Source organism: Endozoicomonas sp. ALC013, assembly GCF_049310205.1.
Lineage (GTDB): Bacteria > Pseudomonadota > Gammaproteobacteria > Pseudomonadales > Endozoicomonadaceae > Endozoicomonas.
In genome coordinates this window covers 25,142-46,615 of sequence record NZ_JBLYNS010000007.1, presented here as the reverse complement: position 1 = coordinate 46,615, position 21,474 = coordinate 25,142, and the positions used below count along the sequence as shown (strand labels likewise).

At 50.7% G+C, this 21,474-nt stretch carries 18 protein-coding genes; all 18 read right to left on the bottom strand.

What is annotated here, in order from left to right; genetic code table 11:
- Nucleotides 1–127: 127 nt before the first annotated feature.
- The 18 genes from ACO6V1_RS03000 to ACO6V1_RS02915 all read right to left on the bottom strand — a co-directional run bounded on the left by ACO6V1_RS03000 (nt 128) and on the right by ACO6V1_RS02915 (nt 21,311).
- Entirely contained in the window at nt 128–739 is a 612-nt protein-coding gene (locus ACO6V1_RS03000; protein ID WP_422465737.1) for a hypothetical protein, read from the bottom strand.
- A 446-nt stretch (nt 740–1,185) separates the two neighbouring features.
- Entirely contained in the window at nt 1,186–1,767 is a 582-nt protein-coding gene (locus ACO6V1_RS02995) for a hypothetical protein (RefSeq protein WP_422465735.1), read from the bottom strand.
- 142 nt (nt 1,768–1,909) lie between these two features.
- A complete protein-coding gene (gene ligA, locus ACO6V1_RS02990) occupies nt 1,910–3,964 on the bottom strand; it encodes an NAD-dependent DNA ligase LigA (RefSeq protein ID WP_422465769.1) in 2,055 nt (684 codons plus the stop codon).
- Between the two features lie 84 nt (nt 3,965–4,048).
- Nucleotides 4,049–5,245 (bottom strand): cell division protein ZipA, encoded by a 1,197-nt coding sequence (zipA, locus tag ACO6V1_RS02985; RefSeq protein WP_422465733.1) that lies wholly within the window; start codon nt 5,243–5,245, stop codon nt 4,049–4,051.
- Between the two features lie 256 nt (nt 5,246–5,501).
- Nucleotides 5,502–9,011 (bottom strand): chromosome segregation protein SMC, encoded by a 3,510-nt coding sequence (smc, locus tag ACO6V1_RS02980; RefSeq protein ID WP_422465731.1) that lies wholly within the window; start codon nt 9,009–9,011, stop codon nt 5,502–5,504.
- Nucleotides 9,012–9,312: 301 nt separating this feature from the next.
- Nucleotides 9,313–10,488 carry a c-type cytochrome biogenesis protein CcmI gene (gene ccmI / locus ACO6V1_RS02975; protein ID WP_422450489.1) on the bottom strand — a complete coding sequence of 392 codons (1,176 nt, stop codon included), beginning with the start codon at nt 10,486–10,488 and terminating at the stop codon, nt 9,313–9,315.
- Complete coding sequence (locus ACO6V1_RS02970; RefSeq protein ID WP_422450488.1) at nt 10,488–11,030, bottom strand: cytochrome c-type biogenesis protein; 543 nt, start codon at nt 11,028–11,030, stop codon at nt 10,488–10,490. Before ACO6V1_RS02970 ends, ccmI begins: the two co-directional genes overlap by 1 nt.
- Nucleotides 11,027–11,605, bottom strand: coding sequence for a DsbE family thiol:disulfide interchange protein (locus ACO6V1_RS02965; protein ID WP_422450487.1), 579 nt, complete (start codon nt 11,603–11,605; stop codon nt 11,027–11,029). Before ACO6V1_RS02965 ends, ACO6V1_RS02970 begins: the two co-directional genes overlap by 4 nt.
- Nucleotides 11,602–13,614 carry a heme lyase CcmF/NrfE family subunit gene (locus ACO6V1_RS02960; protein ID WP_422450486.1) on the bottom strand — a complete coding sequence of 671 codons (2,013 nt, stop codon included), beginning with the start codon at nt 13,612–13,614 and terminating at the stop codon, nt 11,602–11,604. The genes ACO6V1_RS02965 and ACO6V1_RS02960 overlap by 4 nt, the downstream gene beginning before the upstream one ends.
- Complete coding sequence (ccmE, locus tag ACO6V1_RS02955) at nt 13,604–14,098, bottom strand: cytochrome c maturation protein CcmE (protein ID WP_422450485.1); 495 nt, start codon at nt 14,096–14,098, stop codon at nt 13,604–13,606. The genes ACO6V1_RS02960 and ccmE overlap by 11 nt, the downstream gene beginning before the upstream one ends.
- A complete protein-coding gene (gene ccmD, locus ACO6V1_RS02950) occupies nt 14,095–14,424 on the bottom strand; it encodes a heme exporter protein CcmD (RefSeq protein WP_422450484.1) in 330 nt (109 codons plus the stop codon). The genes ccmE and ccmD overlap by 4 nt, the downstream gene beginning before the upstream one ends.
- A complete protein-coding gene (locus ACO6V1_RS02945; protein WP_269675175.1) occupies nt 14,424–15,158 on the bottom strand; it encodes a heme ABC transporter permease in 735 nt (244 codons plus the stop codon). Before ACO6V1_RS02945 ends, ccmD begins: the two co-directional genes overlap by 1 nt.
- 148 nt (nt 15,159–15,306) lie before the next feature.
- Nucleotides 15,307–16,023 (bottom strand): heme exporter protein CcmB, encoded by a 717-nt coding sequence (ccmB, locus tag ACO6V1_RS02940; protein ID WP_420810347.1) that lies wholly within the window; start codon nt 16,021–16,023, stop codon nt 15,307–15,309.
- Nucleotides 15,992–16,651 (bottom strand): cytochrome c biogenesis heme-transporting ATPase CcmA, encoded by a 660-nt coding sequence (gene ccmA / locus ACO6V1_RS02935; RefSeq protein WP_422465767.1) that lies wholly within the window; start codon nt 16,649–16,651, stop codon nt 15,992–15,994. Before ccmA ends, ccmB begins: the two co-directional genes overlap by 32 nt.
- A 305-nt stretch (nt 16,652–16,956) precedes the next feature.
- On the bottom strand, nt 16,957–17,418 hold the full coding sequence (locus ACO6V1_RS02930) for a rhodanese-like domain-containing protein (RefSeq protein ID WP_101745914.1): 462 nt from the start codon (nt 17,416–17,418) through the stop codon (nt 16,957–16,959).
- Between the two features lie 242 nt (nt 17,419–17,660).
- Complete coding sequence (locus tag ACO6V1_RS02925) at nt 17,661–18,341, bottom strand: RNA polymerase sigma factor FliA (protein ID WP_420810348.1); 681 nt, start codon at nt 18,339–18,341, stop codon at nt 17,661–17,663.
- Nucleotides 18,342–18,400: 59 nt separating this feature from the next.
- Nucleotides 18,401–19,258 carry a P-loop NTPase gene (locus tag ACO6V1_RS02920; RefSeq protein WP_422465728.1) on the bottom strand — a complete coding sequence of 286 codons (858 nt, stop codon included), beginning with the start codon at nt 19,256–19,258 and terminating at the stop codon, nt 18,401–18,403.
- 589 nt (nt 19,259–19,847) lie between these two features.
- A complete protein-coding gene (locus ACO6V1_RS02915; protein ID WP_269675179.1) occupies nt 19,848–21,311 on the bottom strand; it encodes a sigma-54 dependent transcriptional regulator in 1,464 nt (487 codons plus the stop codon).
- Between the last annotated feature and the right edge of the window lie 163 nt (nt 21,312–21,474).

Genomic DNA, 21,474 nt, shown 5'->3' with positions numbered 1-21,474 from the left:
CCAGACAAAGTCACCCGGGCGGGCAATATGTGAAACGTTGTCGTTTACTTGATACAGAGTGTGTCCTACCCGTTGTCAACGACGTCTATCTGTCTGAAAAATCTCATGGCTGGCTATGTCGGCCGTGCTAATTTGTATGAAAACTTCGAGTGCCAATGTCAAATGTAACTGAGACAGGGCCTTCTTCAGTTCTGAGGACATTAGCTGGATCAACATTAAAAAAATTCTGTGCCGACCCATCAGCAACAGGACCACATAAATAGGTGGTTCCGGGCTTTCTCTGCACTTCTTCCTGCCAATAGCCAGCATGATTTTCAGCAGCACGGATTTCTTCTGGAAAAAATATCGCAGCCATGGCTCGCCGAGTGGGGTTCAGTAAAAAGGTCACATCGGGAGGTTCCATATGCCAGGCTACATAACCCCTTCCATCATCAGGAACATGAACAAGGCATAAACTACCATCCATGTCTACAGCTTGAATATTCCTGTTGATGGTAACCCATTCATAATCACCAGTTTCCAGCTTTAGAATGCCATTCCCACCACCTTCAGACTCATCATCAGAAGACTCAATGGAATATGCTGCTAACGGTTTAGCTGCAGCACCATGGTTCTCTGGGTTATCAAGGCCAACGGTTTTAGCTGTGCCAACATTTTCAGGGGTAACAGCATTGGTCTCCTGGGAAATTTCCGGTAGATCCGGTGTCGAAGGGGCTGGTAAGGAAGAAGAAGGAATCATAAGTATTACCTTTATTGAATACCTGTTCTCTTGAACAGACAAAATAAAGCTTGAAAGGTTCCAAAAATATAATTCAATAAATCAATCAACCCACGGTGAACGGACAATCCAACGATTCAATACCCCTGACCAATGATCAGTTAACGTCAGCCCGGATATTTCATAAGCTGCCCCGAATCTCGAACGACCACATGGGTGTGAAAGGCAGGGCGACGCAGGATGCCAAAGCCTGGCACACCATTTCAATGAGTTTGAGGTGTATAATCCCCGTTCACCCTGAGCGTCCTTCGGCTCCGCTCAGGATGCACGGACGAAGGGTGTTTGGCACAGTCTTTATTCAGGGCATGGTGTTTACGCCCTTCGACTCCGCTCAGGACGAACGGAATTTGGGCATCATTGATAGAAGGAACCCATCAAACTCATCGAAATGATGCACACTATATCCACTACAGGCTACAGCGGCGCAACTGCTCACCATAGTTACTGGCCCTGCGCCTTACTTTGCTGGCGGTGCTTAACAACCATTTCTTTTTCTTATGGGTTCCCTTGCGGTAACCGTTCCAGCCTTCATGGTAATTCAGGTACTGCTGATCGGCGGCCCACAGTGAAGTGCCATTCAGCTTGCGGGACTTGTGGGTATACCAGCCAATAAAGTCAATCGCGTCGCCAAAGTCTTCGCGGCTGGCAAAGAAACCTCCGGCTTCGCTGACATATTGCTCCCAGGTGCCATCCTGCGCCTGCGGGTAGCCATAAGCGGAAGAGTTACGGGGTAATGGAATGAAAAGGAACCATGGCCGTGGCGGCTGGGCATCGTGCCGGTAAGATGATTCCTGATACATAATGGCCATCATGATCTGGATAGGGGTGCCCCAGCGCTGATTGGCTTTTTTTGCATCTTTATACCAGCCGCGTTTTTCCTTGAAGACACTGCAAAGGTTGTGGGGCTTCTCGGGTGGTGCCTTACTGGCACAGCCTGCCAGCACGGCAGACAGGATCAAAATAAACAGCTTTCGACTCAGGTTTGACATTCAGCCGCCATCCTCCAATGTTCAACCACAGAGACCACCAGGAGCACTGAGAAAAGAGAACCTTTAGCTTGCTTCATCAGCTCAGATTTCCAGGAGTGTTTATAATCTCTGTGGTTCAGCTCGAATCAATTTGCCTCAGGCACTACTCACCCCAGGCCTGCCTCATCTGCATAAAGTCATCCTCAGTGACGACACGCACTCCCAGCTTCTCTGCCTTGGCCAGTTTTGAACCGGCCTTGTCACCGGCCAGCAAGGCTGATGTTTTTGCTGAAACTGAGCCAGTCACCCTGGCTCCCAGTTTTTGCAGGATGGCCTTAGCTTCGTCGCGGGTCATTGTGTTTAACGTGCCGGTTAACACCCAGGTTTCACCTGCAAGGGGTTGATCGCCCCCTTCTACAACCGGCGATTCCGTTTCCCATGCAACACCTTTCGCCAGAAGTGCATCAATCACTTCGCGGTTGTGTTCCTGACGGAAAAACTTCTCAATATGACCAGCAACCACAGGGCCAACATCATCCACGGTTTGCAAGTCTTCCACCGAAGCGGCCATCAATTTATGCAAATCGCGGTAGTGACCTGCCAGCCCCTGTGCGGTTGCCTCACCCACTTCGCGAATGCCCAGTGAGTAGATAAAACGGGGAAGCGTGGTTTTTCTGGACTGATCAAGGGCATTAATCAAGTTCTCAGCCGACTTTTTCCCCATACGTTCAAGGCCGGAAATCTCCAGGGCATTAAGACTGAACAGGTCTGCCACCGTTGCGATCAATTGACGATCGACCAGCTGCTCAACCAGTTTATCCCCAAGACCATCAATATCCATTGCCTTGCGGGAGGCAAAGTGCTTAATAGCCTCTTTGCGCTGGGCTGAACAGAACAGTCCGCCAGAGCAGCGCAGGATGGCTTCTTCACGTTCCAGCTCAGAGTCGCATACCGGGCAGCGATCGGGAAAGATGATATCCCGAACATCATCAGGACGCATGGAGTGGATAACCCGGTTCACCTTGGGAATAACATCACCTGCCCGGAGGATAACGACACTGTCGCCTATTTTGATATCCAGCCGTGCAATTTCATCCATGTTGTGCAAGGTCGCATTACTGACCGTCACCCCTCCCACAAACACCGGCTGCAAACGGGCAACCGGAGTGATAGCACCGGTTCTGCCAACCTGAAACTCCACATCCTTAAGAGTCGTGATCGCTTCCTGTGCCGGAAATTTACGGGCGATGGCCCAGCGCGGTGCCCGGGCAACAAACCCCAGAGCCTGCTGCCGGGCAATGGCATTCACTTTATAAACAATACCGTCAATCTCGTAAGGCAGCCCCTGGCGTTTCTCAGCCATGGCTTGATAGTAGTCTTCACAGGCCTGGACACCTTTGACCACCTGCAGTTCGGGGCTGACTCGCATCCCCCATTTTTTCAGACAGGCAAGTATCTCACTGTGCGTGTCTGGCAGTACTCCGCCATCGACAACGCCAACACTGTAGCAATAGATCGTCAATGGTCGTTTAGCCGTTATCCGCGAATCCAGCTGGCGCAAACTGCCAGCCGCTGCATTTCTCGGGTTAACAAAGGTCTTCTCACCTTTGGCACTGGCCCGCCGGTTTAACTGTTCAAAACCAGCCTTTGGCATATACACTTCGCCCCGGACTTCAAGGCGTCGAGGCCAGCCATCGCCCATCAACTTAAGCGGGATTGATTCAATAGTACGAATGTTCTGGGTAATGTCTTCTCCGGTAGAGCCATCGCCACGGGTAGCTGCCCTGACCAGAAGACCATCCTCGTATAACAGGCTGACAGCAATACCATCCAGCTTGGGTTCGCAGGCGTATTCAATGTCTTCAGTGATGCCCAGCCGCTCTTTAACCCGGCGATTAAAGTCCGCCTGGTCTTCTTCGTCAAAAGCATTGTCCAGAGAGAGCATGGCCAGTTCATGGCGAATCTGACCAAACGCTTTCAGAGGCGTGCCGCCGACCCGCCGGGTGGGAGAACCTTCAGTTATCAGCTGTGGGTATGCAGCTTCAAGGGATTTCAGGCGGATAAACAGCTTATCGTATTCACTGTCGGGAATTTCCGGCTCATCCAGGACATAGTAACGATGGTTGTGCTCGCTGATTTGCTGACGCAGCTGAAGTATCTCTTGCTCTGCAAGCTCAAGGGAAGGAACCGATGGGATATCTGAAGAAGTCATGCTCATGGAATTATCAAAGGCCAGCGGGTTCTCTGCCTGAGAACCCGCTGAAGAAAACATTAGATAGCAATGGCCGGGCCAGCAGGAATATCAATGCACCGGCTGTTTCGCCAGCTGCTTGCGCTCATATTCACGAATACGCTGACGACAGTGTTCAAGGGTCTGCTGAGTCATCACGCTGAACTGTTCATCTTTCAGCTCACCGCCCAGATCGAGGGCAAGACGACGGGCCGTCTCTTCCATCAGGGCAAAGGCCTGCATGGGTTTTTCCGGCCCCGGCAGACTCATAAACAGACTCAAAGCCGGTGTTTCAGTGGCTTCCAGATTATCAATGGTAAAGGTACCCGGCTTTACGCCGTTGGCCATGCTGAACAGAATTTTTCCGGTATCATCGGCATTGGTATATCGATGGAAGATCGACATATCACCAAAACGCATGCCGGATGCCAGCATGGACTGCATCAGCTGGTCACCGGCAAAAACACCGCCGCCTTTGGCCAGCACATTGATCACAATCACTTCACTGGCGGGCGGGCGCTCTTGTAGTTTCTCTGCCTTCTCACGCCCCCCCAGGTTGAGTTCTTTCTGTGGGTTGGAGCTCTCTCTGGCCGAAACGTCACGTTCCTGAATCGGTGCCTTGCCCTGACTGGTTGCCGCTCTTGGCTGACCTACGAACTCCTCCGGCTCAGCACCCAATCTGGACGTTTCACGGGAGCGAACAGACCGGTCAGCGCCTGCTGCCCGTGAAAGACCTCCATGTAAATGATCCTCAGCAGACGACGGGCGTTTACTTCTTGAGGGTTGCTGTGACTCGTCCAGATTCATCAGCACCGGAACAGGCTCATCCAGATCAAGCGCTCTTTGAACTCTCGCTTTTTCCCCGGCGTCGCTTTGCTCTGCATGCCGCTCAGCTTCTTCCGGGTGACGATGGCGCTGTCTCAAGGATTCAGGGTACACGGGCGGTTCTTCAATACCCTCTTCCGGGTAGCCATCGAAATAGTCGCCCCCCGAAAACCCGGGCTCAACACGGGGTCTGGCAGGCTCTTTTTTGGCAAACCCTTCTTTCAGAAAGCTCTCTTTCAGAGTGCTTTCTTTATGCGCACTGGGCCGGGCACCGCCATTAGGCAGTTCACTGGAAAAATCATCGTCATAGCCTTTGACTTCCTCCAGACCAAAGCTGATTTCCGATGACCTTTTTCTGGCCAATCGCATCCTGCGATAACCGTCGGCCAATACGCCGGCGATTACCAGTATTCCTATGAGTATCAGCCAATCTCGCAAACTCATGTCCTTGCTGCCCTGTAGACCTTGAAACAACGCCCGAATTGCAGTCTGCCTCCCTGTGATAACACTTGACGACAATGAAAAACAGGCCACCGTCATTTATCACATCTGCATTAATTACTGCTGCAATCGACCAACGTTGCAATATTACAATAAAAAAATAACAAATTAAGCCATGAACGTTTACTTTACGTGCTTTATAAACTGCGTAATGTCAATGTCATAGTTTATTTATCCAACTCTTAAGCATACCGGATAGTTACAACTCAGCCATCGCCGCCGCCTGCTCAATATCCACCGATACCGGTCTGGATACACCCGGCTCATGCATGGTGACACCCACCAGCTGACTGGCAGCCTGCATGGCGATTTTGTTGTGAGTGATGTAAACAAACTGCACTTTATCACTCATCTCAGAGACCATTTTGGCATACCGCCCAACGTTGGCATCGTCCAGAGGGGCGTCCACCTCATCCAGCATACAGAAAGGCGACGGATTCAACTGGAAGATGGCAAATACCAGGGCAATAGCCGTCAGCGCCTTTTCACCACCGGAAAGCAGGTGGATCGTACTGTTTTTCTTGCCGGGGGGCTGAGCCATTATAGCCACTCCGGTATCCAGCAGGTCTTCTCCGGTTAAGGCCAGATAGGCCTGCCCACCGCCGAATACCCGGGGGAACAACTCCTGGAGACCGGCATTGACCTTGTCGAACGTCATTTTGAACCGTTGACGGGTCTCCTTGTCGATCTTGCGAATGGCATTCTCCAGGGTATTCAGGGCTGACTCCAGGTCATCGTTCTGGGCATCCAGATACTGTTTGCGCTCTGACTGGGTTTCGTACTCCTCAATAGCCGCCAGGTTAATCGCGCCCAAACGCTCAATGCGTGCGGCAATCCGTTCCAGCTCCTGCTCCCACTGCCGTTCAGATGCGTCATCCGGAAGGTTCTCAAGTACCGTTGCCAGATCAAACTGATCCTCTTTCAGCTGTTCAGCCAGTGTCGTTCGACGAACCTGCATGCCCTGCCAGTCCATCCTCAGTTTTTCCAACTGTTCGCGAATTTTCTGCGCCTGCTGCTCAGCACTGTGGCGAACCTTCTCGCCAGCACGGATCCGCTGTTCCACTTCTTCAAGTGCCATCCGGGCCTGCTGCATCGTCTCTTCCTGCTCAAGACGTCTGGCCAGCATCTCCTCCAGCTGTTCCCGCAGATCCCCCTCTGGTGAGTTGGATTCAGACATGGACTCCCGGAGAAACTCCCGTCGCTCCCGGAGCTTGGTAGACTGCTGACTCAAACGCTCAATGGCTGCTTTCAGAGAGCCTATCTGGGTATTGATGGATTGCTGGCGAAGGGCAAGTTGATGGGCTCGCTCCTGATCAAAACGGGCCTGATGACGTACTTCTTCGAGACGGGCCTGAAGCTTCTCACGCTGCTCCTGCATCGCTTCCCGACGACCAATGTCTTCTTCCATGTGGTCCAGTGCTTCCTGCAGGCGCATGCGGGACTCGCCAATCACCTCCTGCTCCAGCCCATACTGCTCCCTGACTTCCTGCAGTTCCTGCTCAAGCCGTCGACGGCGCTCGGAAAACTGTTCTAACCGGACCTTTCGGGCACCAAGATCTGCCCGCACCTCGCCCTGGTTCCGGTTGAGTTCGGACAGCTGCTTTTGCAGCTGCTCTCGCTGAGTCTCATGCTGTTCGAGTTTTGACCTTGCGCCTTCCAGCTGCTCTTTCAATAGCAGACTGCTTTCTTCCAGCGTCGTGAGCTTATCACCCAGGGCGTCCATCTCTTTCTGGCGTTCCAGCACACCGGCGTTATTATCGACACCCCGGTTGACCCGCAGCCAGCCGGAAGAGAGCCAAATGCCATCCGGTGTAATGATCGATTCGCCAGCCTGGAGTTTTGCTCGCAGGGAAAGGGCCGTTTCCAGTGAATCTGCGGCATAGATTCGAGCCAATAAGGGCAGAGCTTCCTGACCGCTGATCACTTTGTCGGCCAGCAGTGGCAACTCACTTAATGAAGGGGTATGTTGCTGGCCTGCACCAGCCTCCAGCAGCACCAGCGATCCCTGCTCTAACGCACCCAGCGCATCAGCGACAGGATCAAGGCTATCCAGACACACGGCCTGCAGGCTATCGCCCAGAACGGTTTCAACCGAACGTTCCCAGCCCGTATCGACCTGAAGCTTATCCATCAGACGGGTATGGTTATTGAGCTGGTGTTGCTCAAGCCACTCAATGGTGCCCGTATCCTGATGCAGTGATGCCTGGTGCAAAGCCTCCAAAGAAGCATGACGACCTCGCACCATGCTGAGTTCATCCCGGTTGCTTTCCAGATCCGCCGTCAGGTTCTGCACCTGATCACGCTGTTGTTCAACTGCGTCAACACACTCTTCGATGCGCAGTTCAACGGTTTCTGCGGTCAACTCCAGTTCGGTCAGTTTTTCCGACAGGAGCGTCATCTCCTCCTGGTCTTCAGTCCCCCCAAGCGCGGCGGACTCTTCTTTCAGGCGACCTTCCCGCTCCTGCAAACGCCCCATCACCTGTTCGGCATGATGGATGCGGGACTGCTCAACTTCAGCGGTCCGTTTTGGTTCATGGGATCGCTGATTGAAATGATCCCACTCCTGCTGCCACCGCTGCATGGCCTCTTCTGCCCGGGTCAGGACATCACCAGAGTCCGCCTCCTGATCCTGCAGCATGGCCAGCTCCGGTTCCAGCTCGATCAGTTCTTCCTGGAAAGACTCCAGTTGTTGCTGATCATCCGCCAGCTGTTCACGGGCCTCTTCCCAGCTGTGCTCCACCTGTTCAAGGTCGCGACTCAACTCTTTGGAACGTTCTTCCCGGTGCTGCAGGGTCTGTTCAATACGGGTGACTTCATTGCCCGTGCCGTAATAGCTGGATTGCGCTTCATGAAAACGGTCACTCAGCTCCATCTGCTGAACGCGATCATCTTCCATGGCGGCATCCGCTGAACGCTGTTGGCTGATTGCCGCTTCCAGCTGAACCTCGAACTCACGGATGGCCTGTTCCTGGGACTGGGCTCCGGTATTGATGGTCTGCCATTTCAAGGCTTGCAGCTGGGCCTTTTTCAGCCGTTCCTCGGCTTTGTACTCTTTGTACTTTTCCGCCGCCTGAGCCTGCCGTTGCAGATGGCCAAGCTGACGCCCCAGCTCTTCCCGCAGGTCGGTCAGTCGTTCAAGGTTTTCATTGGTTCGGCGGATGCGGTTTTCCGTCTCACGACGGCGCTCCTTGTAGCGGGAGATACCGGCCGCTTCTTCGATAAATACCCGAAGCTCTTCCGGTTTGGATTCAATCAGATTGGAGATAATGCCCTGACTGATAATGGCGTAACTTCTGGGTCCAAGACCGGTGCCAAGGAAGATATCCATAATATCTTTACGGCGACACTTACTGCCGTTGAGAAAATAGGTGTTCTTGGCATCGGAGTTAACCGTTCGCTTGACCGAGATTTCCCGGTAAGCGGCAAACTCTCCGGTGACCCGCCCTTCGTTATTATCAAAGATCAGCTCCACAGACGCCTGATTGGCAGGCTTGCGGCTGTTGGACCCTTTAAAGATAACGTCGGTCATGGACTCGCCACGCAAATGCTTGGCGGACGATTCCCCCATGACCCAGCGAACCGCATCAATAATATTCGATTTGCCACAACCGTTGGGGCCTACCACCCCACACATATTGGAGGGAAAGTGCACCGTTGTGGGATCCACAAACGATTTGAATCCGGCCAGTTTGATGGACTTTAAACGCATCGTTTCCTTTAGCTCTTCACTGTCGGGGCCCGGCTCGGTATACGTATGAGCCTGAATACTGACCAATAGTTCACGCTATGGGGCTTTATGCTCCGGCAAAACCACCATTCATAGCATGTTGCTTTGGGCTCCGGTTCCTTGTCATAGCGAATCGTTTGTTTGAAAGAGTTGCTACTTCTTTCAATCCAGATCTTACACATTAACACAGTCAATAGAAAAGTCGCCCTTTCCGAAATGAAAAAGGCGACTTCCAGTATTTTTGATAATTGCAGACTGTTTTGTGGTTCTTTAGTTCAAATGCTTAACCCGCTGGCGTAAATGTCAGCCTGACAGGCTCAGTTGCTGTGGTTTTCACCCCTTTTGCCTGCACCTGATAATCAGGGGACATTACATTGCCAGTGAGGCTGATCCGTGCGGTGATATCAAGACTCTCGATGGATGACAGCAGCTGTCCGCCCATCATCATGGCGCTGTTATCATCAAGCAAGACTTCCCTGGGGAGATCTCCAACACTCAGAGGCACAGCCACCAGCGGAGGCTGTTTGGCATCACCCGCTGGCCGGGCAAAGACCACCACCCGCGCATCATCTGGCAACTCACCCAGCTCAGGGGCCAGATCGATCATGACCCGAAGGGCAACCACGGTATCACCGAGCATTGAACGCGCCTGATTAATACCCGCACTCAATGACTGCCGGGCTGCGGGATCCACTTCATGGGTCAACGCCAGCTGCCAGGCGGCAATGGCGTCCTGATAGTTCCCCCTGGTAAAGGCATCAATCCCCTTCAATCCCAGTGCCGTGGTATTCTGGCTATCTTTCAGCAGTGTCTGCAGATAGAGTTCGCGAATTTCAGGTGTTACCACATTATTACTGCTTAAAAACAGCACCTGCGCCAATTCCGCAGTGACCTGGGGATGGCCATTACTGATACTGGCAAGGTGCCGGTAGGTTTTAACTGCTTCCTCCAGCTTGCCTGTTCTCAGGTAATGGCTGCCCAGCATGAACAGCGCCTGATTATTCTCAGGCCGCTTGGCCACCCACTCTTTAAGTACCGTTTCCACCTGCCCACCATTGAGGTTGCCATTGTTCATGGCGTTGACCACAGCAATCTCAGTGGTGGCACCCAGCTTAAAATAGAGGAGCACGGTGGACACAGGTACTATCAGAGCAATCAGCAGTGCAAACCCCGGCTTCTTCAACAGAGAGCATGGGCTTGCTGGCTGCCCATCACCCAACTCATCTGCCAGTTTCTGCCTTAACTCCAGTTTCAACCTTTCCGCTTCTCCCGCTGACACCAGCCCCTGTTGCAGCTGCCAGTCCAGATCGGCCATCTGGTCACGGAAACTGGCAACGTTTACAGACTCTTCAGACTCATCCTCACCGGGTGCTGAAACGACTGGCTTTACCAATGGCCAGACCGAAACCAGTACGGCAATGGCAATCAGCAAGGCGGCTACCAACCAGAACTCCATCATTACTCTTTACCGTCCGTTTTATTATCTTCTGATGAGTGTGTGGTCAAATAGTCTGTCAGAAATCTGTTCAGCTTTTTGTCCAGTAACTCTTTATCTGCGTTATGTTCATCGGGAGCCGCTGATGCCGATTCCGAAGCAGTCGCCTTATGGTTGCGAACCACCACAATAAGTACTATCAAACCCGCCAATAGCAGAAGCAGAGGCCCAAGCCAGAGCACCAGATTGACACCAGCAAGACGGGGTTTGTAAAGCACAAAGTCTCCGTAGCGGGCCAGCATAAACTCGATAACTGCCTGGTTATCTGCGCCTTCATTTAACAGTCGGTGCACTTCCCGCCGAAGATCCTGGGCAATGGGCGCATTAGAATCGCCTATGGACTGGTTTTGACACTTTGGACAACGCAGCTCATTGGTCAGCTCGAAAAAACGCTGCTCCAGTTCCGGTGTCGAAAACTCATAGGAGTCGATCACACCATAGGCTGCACCCATAAACAGTACGGTCAATAGCAGAACGATCAATCGGGAGGTTATGCGCTGTATCATTTGGCCTCCCCTTCACGGTTATTTGCCTGTGCCAGTAGCATTTGTTTTTGCAAGTGCCTGAACCTGGGCTCAAGGTCATTCTTCCAGACATTGGCATCAACAATGCCGACATGCTTATAACGGATGACGCCCTGATGATCGATCAAATAGGTTTCCGGTGCCCCGTAAACACCCAGATCAATGCCCAGTGAACCACTTTTATCATTGATGCTGAAACGATAAGGGTCGTGCAGCGTCTTCAACCACTTTCTGGCTTCAGGCTGATCATCCTTGTAGTTCACACCGTAAATGGGTACGCCTTTATTGGCCAGATCCACCAGATAGGGGTGCTCGACACGACAGGCAGGACACCAGGTAGCCCAGACATTGATCAGGGCGACTTCACCCAGCAGGCTCTCTCTGGTCACAGTCCTGTCTGGATTTTTCACCGTTGGCAGTTCGAATGTTGGCAAAGGCTGATCCAGCAGGGCAGAGGGCAGCTCGCCCGGGTTCTCCCGGAACAGTGCCACATAAAACATCAGGCAAAGACCGAGAAAAATCGCCAGTGGTAAAAACAGTTGCAATCGCCGCTTCATGCGCTGGCTACTCCCTCATTACCCAGTGGTCTCAATGCATTCACTTTCTGACGAACTTTCATTCTGTAGCGCGGGTCTGAGATCGCCAGCACACCACCCAGTCCCATAAACAGGGAACCCAGCCAGATCCAGCGGACAAAGGGCTTGATATGAAGTCGCAATGCCCAGCTGCCGTCATCCCCCAATGGTTCACCCAGGGCAACGTAAATATCGCGGGTTAATCCGGGGTCGATAGAAGCCTCGCTCATAGGCATTTGCTGTGCGGTATAGACTCGCTTCTCAGGATGCAACACCGCTATTTGACGACCATTTTTGTAGACTGTGACAGATCCATAGTTAGAGGTGAAGTTAGGGCCGGGCTGTAAACTGACACCATCAAAACGGAACTGATACCCACCAAGCGTTACCCGGTCACCGGGAGCCATGCGTAAATCACGCTGGCTGCTGTAGCCACTGGTGATGGCCACACCAACAATGGTGACTGCCAGCCCCAGATGCGCCAGATGCATTCCGTAATACGCTGGTTTTAACCGTTTTAGCGCATCAATCAGCCCCGCTTTTGCCCGGGTGTTTCGGGTTTTATTCAGAATATCCCGGACCATGGTCAGCACGATCCACAGCACCAGGGCCATGGCCAGCACTTCACTGATCAGGAAATTTTTGGCCAAAGCGTCACCGTAGAACAGGCTGAACCCTAAACCACCCAGAATGGATACCAGAAAAATCCATCGAGTCTGGCTGATCAGCCATTTGACCGAACCGTTCTTCCAGTTGAGCAGAACCCCAAACCCCAGGGCAAACGCCAGCAACATGGCCATTGGCACAAAGACAAAATTGAAGTAAGGAGGCCCTACCGAAATCATGCCCATATCGAGGGATTCCAGCAGCAGCGGGAATAATGTTCCAAGCAGCACGGTGGCGGCACTGGCGGTCAGCAAAATATTATTGACCAGCAGCAGCGTTTCCCTGGATGCCATGGAAAAACTGATACGACTGCGTACCTCAGGTGCCCTGAGGGCAAACAGCGTCAGTGATGCACCGACGACAATCATCAGATAAAAGAGGATAAAAACGCCTCGCTCCGGATCATTGGCAAAGGCGTGGACCGAGGTAAGCACGCCGGAGCGAACCAGGAACGTGCCCAACAAACTTAATGAGAAGGTAAAAATGGCCAGCAGTAACGTCCAGCTCTTAAACAGACCACGTTTTTCTGTCACTGCCAGGGAGTGCATCAGTGCCGTTCCCACCAGCCAGGGCATCAGAGAAGCATTTTCCACCGGATCCCAGAACCACCAGCCACCCCAGCCAAGCTCATAATAGGCCCACCAGCTTCCCAGAGAAATCCCCAGGGTCAGGAACACCCAGGCCACGGTTGTCCATGGTCTTGCCCATCGGGCCCAGGCGGTATCCAGCTGACCTCCCAGCAGAGCAGCAATGGCAAAGGCAAAGGCAACGGCAAAACCCACGTAACCCATGTACAGCATGGGAGGGTGAACGATAAGGCCAAAGTCCTGAAGCAGAGGGTTCAGGTCAGCACCATCTTCCGGGGGAAAAGGCAGAATCCGGTTAAACGGGTTGGACGTCAGCAAGGTAAACAGCAAAAAGCCAACGGTAATCATCCCCATGACCGAGAGCACCCGGGCGGACAACTCAGGGGGCAGGCGGTCGCTCTTGACAGCCACCATCGCCATCCAGCCAACCAGAATCAGCACCCACATCAGCAGCGACCCTTCGTGTCCGCCCCAGGTGGCACTGACTTTATACTGTACCGGCAACAGGCTGTTTGAATGCCTGGCGACATAATCCACCGAAAAGTCGTCGGTAACAAATGCCCAGACCAGACACAAGAACGAAAAGCCCACAAAGGCAAACAGTCCCCAGGACAGGGAACGAGCCTGATTCATCAACCGGAGATTACCGGTGTAACTGCCCACCAGCGGAAAAATGCTGAGTAACAGACTCAGGCACAGGGCAATAATCAGAGCCAGCAGGCCAGCTTCAGCTACCATCTTGCAGACTCCTCAGCTCACTTTGAGCAGTGGTTTGTACCGTCGGCCTGGTGTAACCGGGATGTGCCTCATCAATGGCTTTCTGAACTTCCGGCGGCATATAGTTTTCATCATGTTTGGCCAGGACTTCCGTTGCCGCGAAAACACCGTCATCGCCAAGCGTTCCCAGGGCAACTACACCAGAGCCTTCAACAAACAGGTCGGGCAGAATACCTTCATAGTGCACCGTTACCTCTCCGGCACCATCCGTGATGCGAAAACTGACTTTCAGGCTTTCGGTATCACGCTCAACGGAACCCGGAACAACCAGGCCACCACCGCGCATCCGCTGACCTAACGGAGCTTCACCGGCAGCCATCTGAGCGGGTGAAAAGTAGTGATTAATGTTCTCGCGCAGCGCAAACAACATCAGAGCCACTGCCACCCCAACGCCTGCCAGCAGCAGTAATACGAGTATTAATCTCTGTTTGCGAACTGCATTCATTGAGCACTCCTCTCTACAGACTCAGAGCCTTCTTCCTGTCGCCCGGGGCGATGTTTTGGTTGTGTGTTTTCAGGGTTGGCAGAGCGATTCTCATTGTTATCACCTCTACCTGTAGTGACCTCATTCACGATCACTTTTCTTTGCACCAATTGCTCTTGTCTTCTCACTTGTGCAGCTAACTGTGCGAGTATCCGCCGCCTTGCCATAAACGGTGCAATCAGATTGTAACCAATCACGGCCAAAGCCATCGCATAGGCACTCCAGACGTAGAGACCGTGCCCCTCCATGACCAGAAAACCGCTCCAACTGTCAAAATACATAGACATCAACTCACCAGCTCTTTAACCCAGCGGGTCTTTCTTTCACGACTGATAATTTCTATACGTAGACGAAGCACCGTGACCATCGTAAAAAACAGATAAAATCCGAGAATGGCCAATAACAGGGGCCATAGCATTTCCGGGGCCATGGAAGGTTTTTCAGTCAGTTTCAATGTGGCACCCTGATGAAGGGTATTCCACCAATCCACCGAAAACTTGATGATCGGGATGTTGACCACCCCCACCAGGCTGAGAATGGCGCAGGCTTTTGCGGCGGCCTCTGTGGTGTGGATGGCACCGCGCAGGGCAATAATACCGATATAGAGAAAGAGCAGAATCAGCATGGAGGTCAGGCGGGCATCCCATACCCACCAGGTCCCCCAGGTCGGTTGTCCCCAGATGGCACCGGTAACCAGAGAGAGTATGCAGAAAGAAGCCCCGACAGGTGCCATGACTTTCAACGCCATATCCGCCAGCTTGATTCGCCAGATCAGGGTTACAGCAGCGGCGGTTGCCATCATCATATAGATCGACTGGGCAAGAAACGAAGCAGGCACATGAATAAAGATGATGCGGTAACTGTTGCCCTGCAGGTAATCCGGAGGGGTAAACGCCAGCCCCCAGACCAGCGCCACCAATATCAGCACCAGGGAGGACACCTGAAGCCAGGGCAACCACTTACCGCTGATATCATAAAACCACTTGGGAGAACCCAACTTATGAAAAAACGTCCAGTTCATACTCTTGTTCTACTTACTGAGGCCGCCACCAATGCGGCCTGATTTTGCAGGGATTCTCTGCAGGCAGAGAGTGCTGGAAATCTCTTCACTTTTCAAGAAATTGCCTGAATAAAGACACGTCTCTTTACCGTATACTGAAACATATTCATTACTCATTAATTACCCTTAATGCCCCGGCAATCGCCAGTGGTGCCAGACATATCCCAAGTATCAGGAACACAGACAACCAGAGAATATGACCTGTATACGGCATGTTTTGCATTGCAGCACTAACGGCCCCTGTGGCAAAAATCAGTACCGGTATGTAAAGCGGTAACGAAAGCAGGGTCAGCAACACGCCTCCGCGTTGTACTTTTACCGTTAAGGCAGCACCGATGGCTCCTGCCAGACTGAGTACTGGTGTTCCCAATAACAGCGTCATCATAAGAGGAGAAAAAGCTTCTGATGGCAGATGCAACATAATGGCCAGCAATGGTGCCATTAGTGTTAAACAAAAACCGCTGGTTAACCAGTGACTGAACACCTTGGCCAATACCAGTAAGGGCAGCGGGTGTGGCGACATCAGTAATTGGTCCAAAGCCCCGTCGTCCTGGTCGCTTTTAAACAATGAGTCCAGCGACAGCAAAACAGCCAGCAGAGCACCAATCCAGATAATGCCTGCTGCCAGTTCTGACAACACCTCCCGATCCGGCGCAATCCCAAGGGGAAACAAAGTAGCCACCATCAGAAAGAACGCCATGGGATTAATGGCCTGACCGGGTGACCGGAACGTGAGCGTCAGGTCCCGGCGAATCAGGGCCAGGCAGGCTGAGAACCCCCGCATGGATGGCTGGTCAACCCTGGACATCTTGCCCCCTCTCACCATCAGCACTCCTTTCTTCGCCAAAGTGCTCCACATTCAACTTACGCAGATTTCCCTGACGATCATTCAATGGTTGATGGCTGGTAACCAGCACCATACCTCCCTGATGGGTGTGCTCATCAAAAAGTCTCTTCAGCCAGGAAACACCTTCAATATCAATCGCGGTGAATGGTTCATCGAGAATCCAGAGCCGTGCCGGGCTGGCAATCAACCCGGCAAACGCCACCCGCCTTAACTGCCCAGCGGATAGATGGCTACAGGGAATATCTTCATAACCGGCAAGCTGGACCCGATCAAGGGCAGCGAGCAATACTTCCCGATTGATGATGGTATTGGCCAGCCTGGCTCGCCAGACAAGGTTTTCAAGAGGCGTCAGATCCAGTTTCAGTCCTGGTTTGTGGCCAAGAAAAAAACAGTCAAGACGAAAATCAGCATACACTGTCGATAAAGGCTGGTCGTTCCAGAAAATATCGCCACTCAAACTGGATGAAAAGCCAGCAATGATGCGAAGCAGCGATGTTTTACCAGCACCGTTTCGCCCCTCAATCTGGAGTATTTCTCCACTACCAAGCTGAAAGGACAGGTTACTGAACAGCAGCCTGTCGTCCCGCTCACAGCTCAACTGAACCACATTAAGCAAAGCGAACTCCTGAATCCAAAAGCGTGTATCGCCGAGACCCTGATTCGCAAAGCAGCACAGCCATGAGCAATGAAAAGCCCTGCTTTCCAAGATGTCCCTATATAGCGTTGGTTGGCGATTATATCAGGAAATTTTACTGACTGCGGAGGTAAATAGTGTTCATTAACAGTATTGAAGAAGCCTTGGAAGGGCTCAGGGCATACCGATCTTCACTCCCAATAGAGAAAGTGAAGATAAAAGGCATTTGGAAACGGGTACAGAAGGAAAGGAAAGTATTTGCAAGGATCAAGGCGTTGTTACTGCGCCATAACCCCTGTGGTGTAGGACTCACCCACAACATCAGACTTCAATGTCACCGGATAATCCAAGGCTAACCAGGAATAGTAACCGTCCCTGAGGAAGAACACCCGTTCATAACCCCATAATGCGGCCAGATAACTGCCAATAGCCCCTCTCATATGGTATGTGCTGTTTCCGTAGATCACGATAGGAGTCTCTTTTTCCAGAACCCCCGGCACCAGCAGCTGACGAAACCCACCCCTTAGATCAAGACTGTGAGATCCGTCTACGTGTCCATATTGCCACTGTTGATAGGGACGCACATCGATAAAGAGTGCGCCAATATCATGAAGGCGTTTTGCCTGGTGGGTATTGATGGTAATCACACCATTAATTTCTTCTGGTGCCTCTTCCTGAGCCGGAAGAATAAAGGAGAGTGCCGACAACAGAATGGCGGCCGAGATAGAAGTCCATTTCATATTATGCAGGTCCGTTATTAAACAACTTAATAAAAGAAGTATATGGAGCTAAGACCCACTCACTTGGAACAATAAGAAACTAAAAATAGAATGTTCAAAGCTATGCAGCATATAACCGGCATATATTTCTGAAAATAGATCAACTCAACTGAACGCTGTCAAAATCAAAAAAGAAAACGCCCCGATTCCCGACGCTTGACCATATTTTGTCACTGCCCTGTAAAAACGGTGTGGCTGAGACGTTAACTCAGCCAGTTTTGCAACCGTGACCTTAAACGCAGTGCAGCCTGAGAATGAATTTGGCTGACTCTTGATTCACTGACCCCTAATACTTTACCGATCTCTTTCAGATTCATCTCTTCATCGTAATAAAGCATCAATACCAGCTTTTCTCTTTCAGGCAGTTTATCAATAGCTTCAATCAGTGCTGTTTTAAATTTTTCTTCCTGAATATCTGCTGAAGGGCCCCTGTCTCCTGAGCGAGCCTGCATTCTTGATTCTTCACTGTCAAATAACTCTTCATAACTAAAAAGACGACACCCTCTTAAATCACTCAGAATGGTGTAATACTCATCAATTTTCACATCAAGTTCTTTGGCAACTTCAGAATCCCGGGCATCTCTTCCCAGTTTCGCTTCAACAACCTGAACCGCTTCAGTAATACGACGACTGTTGCGATATACTGATCTTGGTCCCCAGTCCCCTTTTCGAATTTCATCCAGCATTGCGCCACGAATTCGAATACCGGCAAACGTTTCAAAACTGGCACCTTTGGATGCATCATATTTTGAAGCTGCTTCAAGCAACCCAATCATTCCTGACTGGACCAGATCATCAATCTGAACACTGGCGGGCATTCTTGCGGCGAGATGATTGGCAATTCTTTTTACCAATGAGCGATGTTTTATCACCATCTCTTCCATGTTCAGTGTCGTTTTTTGTGCCGACTTGGTTTGCACGTCCTGTGCTGTCTCTGTCATGATTAGATCCTCTCCTTGATCCTACCAGGCAAAAAGAATTCTATACGACCTTTTGGCTCAGGCACCGGTAATTTTGCTAGCTGATGTCCAATTCTGTGAAACGCTCTTGCAGCCCGACAATCGTTACTGACAGTCAACAGTGCCGACTGCTGTAATACCGCTTCACTTACAGCCTTATCATGTGGAATTGCACCCAGAAAGCTTAAAACTATCTGTTTGTCGTCTTTCAGATACTCCTGTAATTTCTCAAACTGTTTAGCACCGCCTCTTCTGCTGCTCACCTGATTAACAACAATATAAAACTGGTGAACATTGAAAACCCGGTACAGAAGCCTTATCTGTCGAACAGCATCAATAACAGACACGTCTTCCTGACTGACGACAACGACCACCTCTGTTGCCGCCTGAATGAGAGTTACATTATCCGGGGCCAGGCCCGGAGCCGTATCAATAATCAAAGTATCCAGATCTGACGCAAGATCATCCATGTCCTGAATCAACTCTACTGCCTGAATAATTTGAATACTGTCTTTCCAGTCTCCCTGAGCAGCCGGTGTAAATACCCTTACACCCGATGGACCATCCAACAGTCCTTTCTGCTGATGGCCCGAGCTCTCAGTAACGAACTCACCTTCAGCAGGCGATGAAAAAATAAAATCAGACGACAATTGTTCTTTTAAACCTTCTTCGTTCATCCCGAGGGTGAACTCAACATCTGGTACAGAAAGATTACCATCCATCAAAACGACACGCTGACCCAGCTTTGCCATCGCCAGGGCAAGGTTTATTGCAACTACGGTTTTACCAACACCTCCTTTACATCCTGAAACCGCAATCACTCTTTTCTTTGCTTGCGCCATCGTTCTCACTTTAATTTTTCAATTGCTCAGAAAATGCATATAGAAAAACGACAAAATATACATATCAATGAACATGCCAACTTTGATATGAAAAATAAAAACAGCTACCAAACCCCAAAAAAATACATAAAGAAAAATAAAAAAACACAACCACCTGTTTTTTCACAACTTTCTAAAACAACACCGATTTCATTTCGCTATTTTTTTGACATAGATTAATTTTCGGTTGCTTTGAAAATATCTTGAACACTTTTTTGAACTTTCTAAAAAGATAGTTATTTGACAGTGTCACTTTATAGTGACGCAAAAATGGCAGCATTTGACCGACAAAACAGGGAAGAAAAAAACCAGATCGTGACATAATGTCGATTAGCGCATTCATTAAATATGCAAATAAAGGATTACCTGCAAACCAATCAGCAACAATTATCGAACAGTGGATCAGCAAGAAGAAGGGAGTCGAAGCACAACAGAACAATACAGAAACAAAAACCGGAACGCATTGATTAACGCAGTAAATCTGAGAATGAATCTGTTAGCAAAAAAAATGGCTACAAAAATGTAGCCATTTTTTCTGCATCACTGAATATCAGGTTTTCACAGAATCCTCATATCTCTGCAAACCATACTTGCGCATTTTTTCCACCAGGGTCGTTCGCCGTATCTGCAACTTGTCTGCTGCCCTGGCAACAACACTATTGCAGTCACTCAGCGCCTGCTGAATCAAACTCTTTTCCAGTCGGGTCAGATATTCCTTAAGGTTCAACCCTCCTACCGGCAGTACTGCAAGGTCTTCCGAAGTAGCAGCTCCGGCGGGCTGGATACTGTCTGGAAATAAATCCGCCACACCATCATCTTCCTGGCTGATCAAATCGAGATGACAAAAACTTTCTGGCAGATCCTGAACCCCGATAACCCCATAGGGATACATAATCGCCAGGCGCTCCAGAAGATTAGCCATTTCCCGGACGTTACCCGGCCAGTCATGCCGACAAAGCGATAATATTGCTGCGGAACTGAGTCGAATTGATCCCCTGGCCTGCTTTTCCATATTATGGGTCAGCTCATTAATCATCAGCGGAATATCTTCAGGCCGCTCTTTCAGCGAAGGCATCTCAATGGGAAATACATTCAAACGGTAATAAAGATCTTCTCTGAAGCTTCCCTCAGTGATCATACTTTCAAGATTCTTATGGGTTGCAGCAATAATTCGAACATCCACCTCAATAGGCTCTGTTCCACCAACCCGTTCGAAGGTTCTCTCCTGCAGAACCCTGAGCAACTTGACCTGCATATGCAGAGGCATATCGCCTATCTCGTCAAGAAACAGTGTTCCACCCTGGGCCAGCTCGAACCGTCCCTTGCGACTGGTCACAGCTCCGGTGAAAGCCCCCTTTTCATGGCCAAAGAGCTCACTTTCTAACAGATCTGTGGGGATAGCACCGCAATTGACCGGAACAAATGGCGCACTTCTGCGGTAGGAATGCTCATGAAGATTGCGGGCAACCACTTCTTTGCCCGTGCCGGACTCACCGGTGATCAAAACATTGACGTCCCGATCCGCCACCTGGGCCATGGCGGCCCGAACTTTACGAATACGCTCGCTCTTGCCAACCAGCCCACGGAACAGTTGTACCTGCTGGTTGTAGCCAGTCTGGTGTGCCTGACGCCACTGCTCACGGTAGACCTGACCATAATGCAAACTGGATAAAAGTTGCGGCTTGCTGCATGGCCAGTCAACCCGTGCGATGATTTGCCTGGCCAGTGCTAACGACAGATTGTCTGGCAGTGACTCCGCAATCCGGATAACCGGAACGCCACCGCACCAGCCCTGAACTCGGGAGAGCATTCCCTGCAGGGAGCTTTCTGCCTGTAAAAAATCACCTAGAAATAAGGCACTGAAGGTTTCCGGGGGATAAGCACTAACGGCATCTTCCCAGTAGGCTGCACCAATAGCCACTGTGTGATAGCCCATAAACTGCAAAATAGTGCTGAAGTCATGCCGACGCTGCTCCGCGTCTTCAATGATGAGTACCTGCTCAGCTGTTTCCATAAGACGACGATCCTTGTCATCCGATTAATTTTTACAGCGTAGATACAAATTTTCGAAATTAAATTACAGCTTATTATTTCAGTAAATAACCAAAAAGTGAGTTCGTCAAATTTTTGTTTGTTTTTATTTCAAAAAAACATAAAAGAAAATTATTTAAACCATA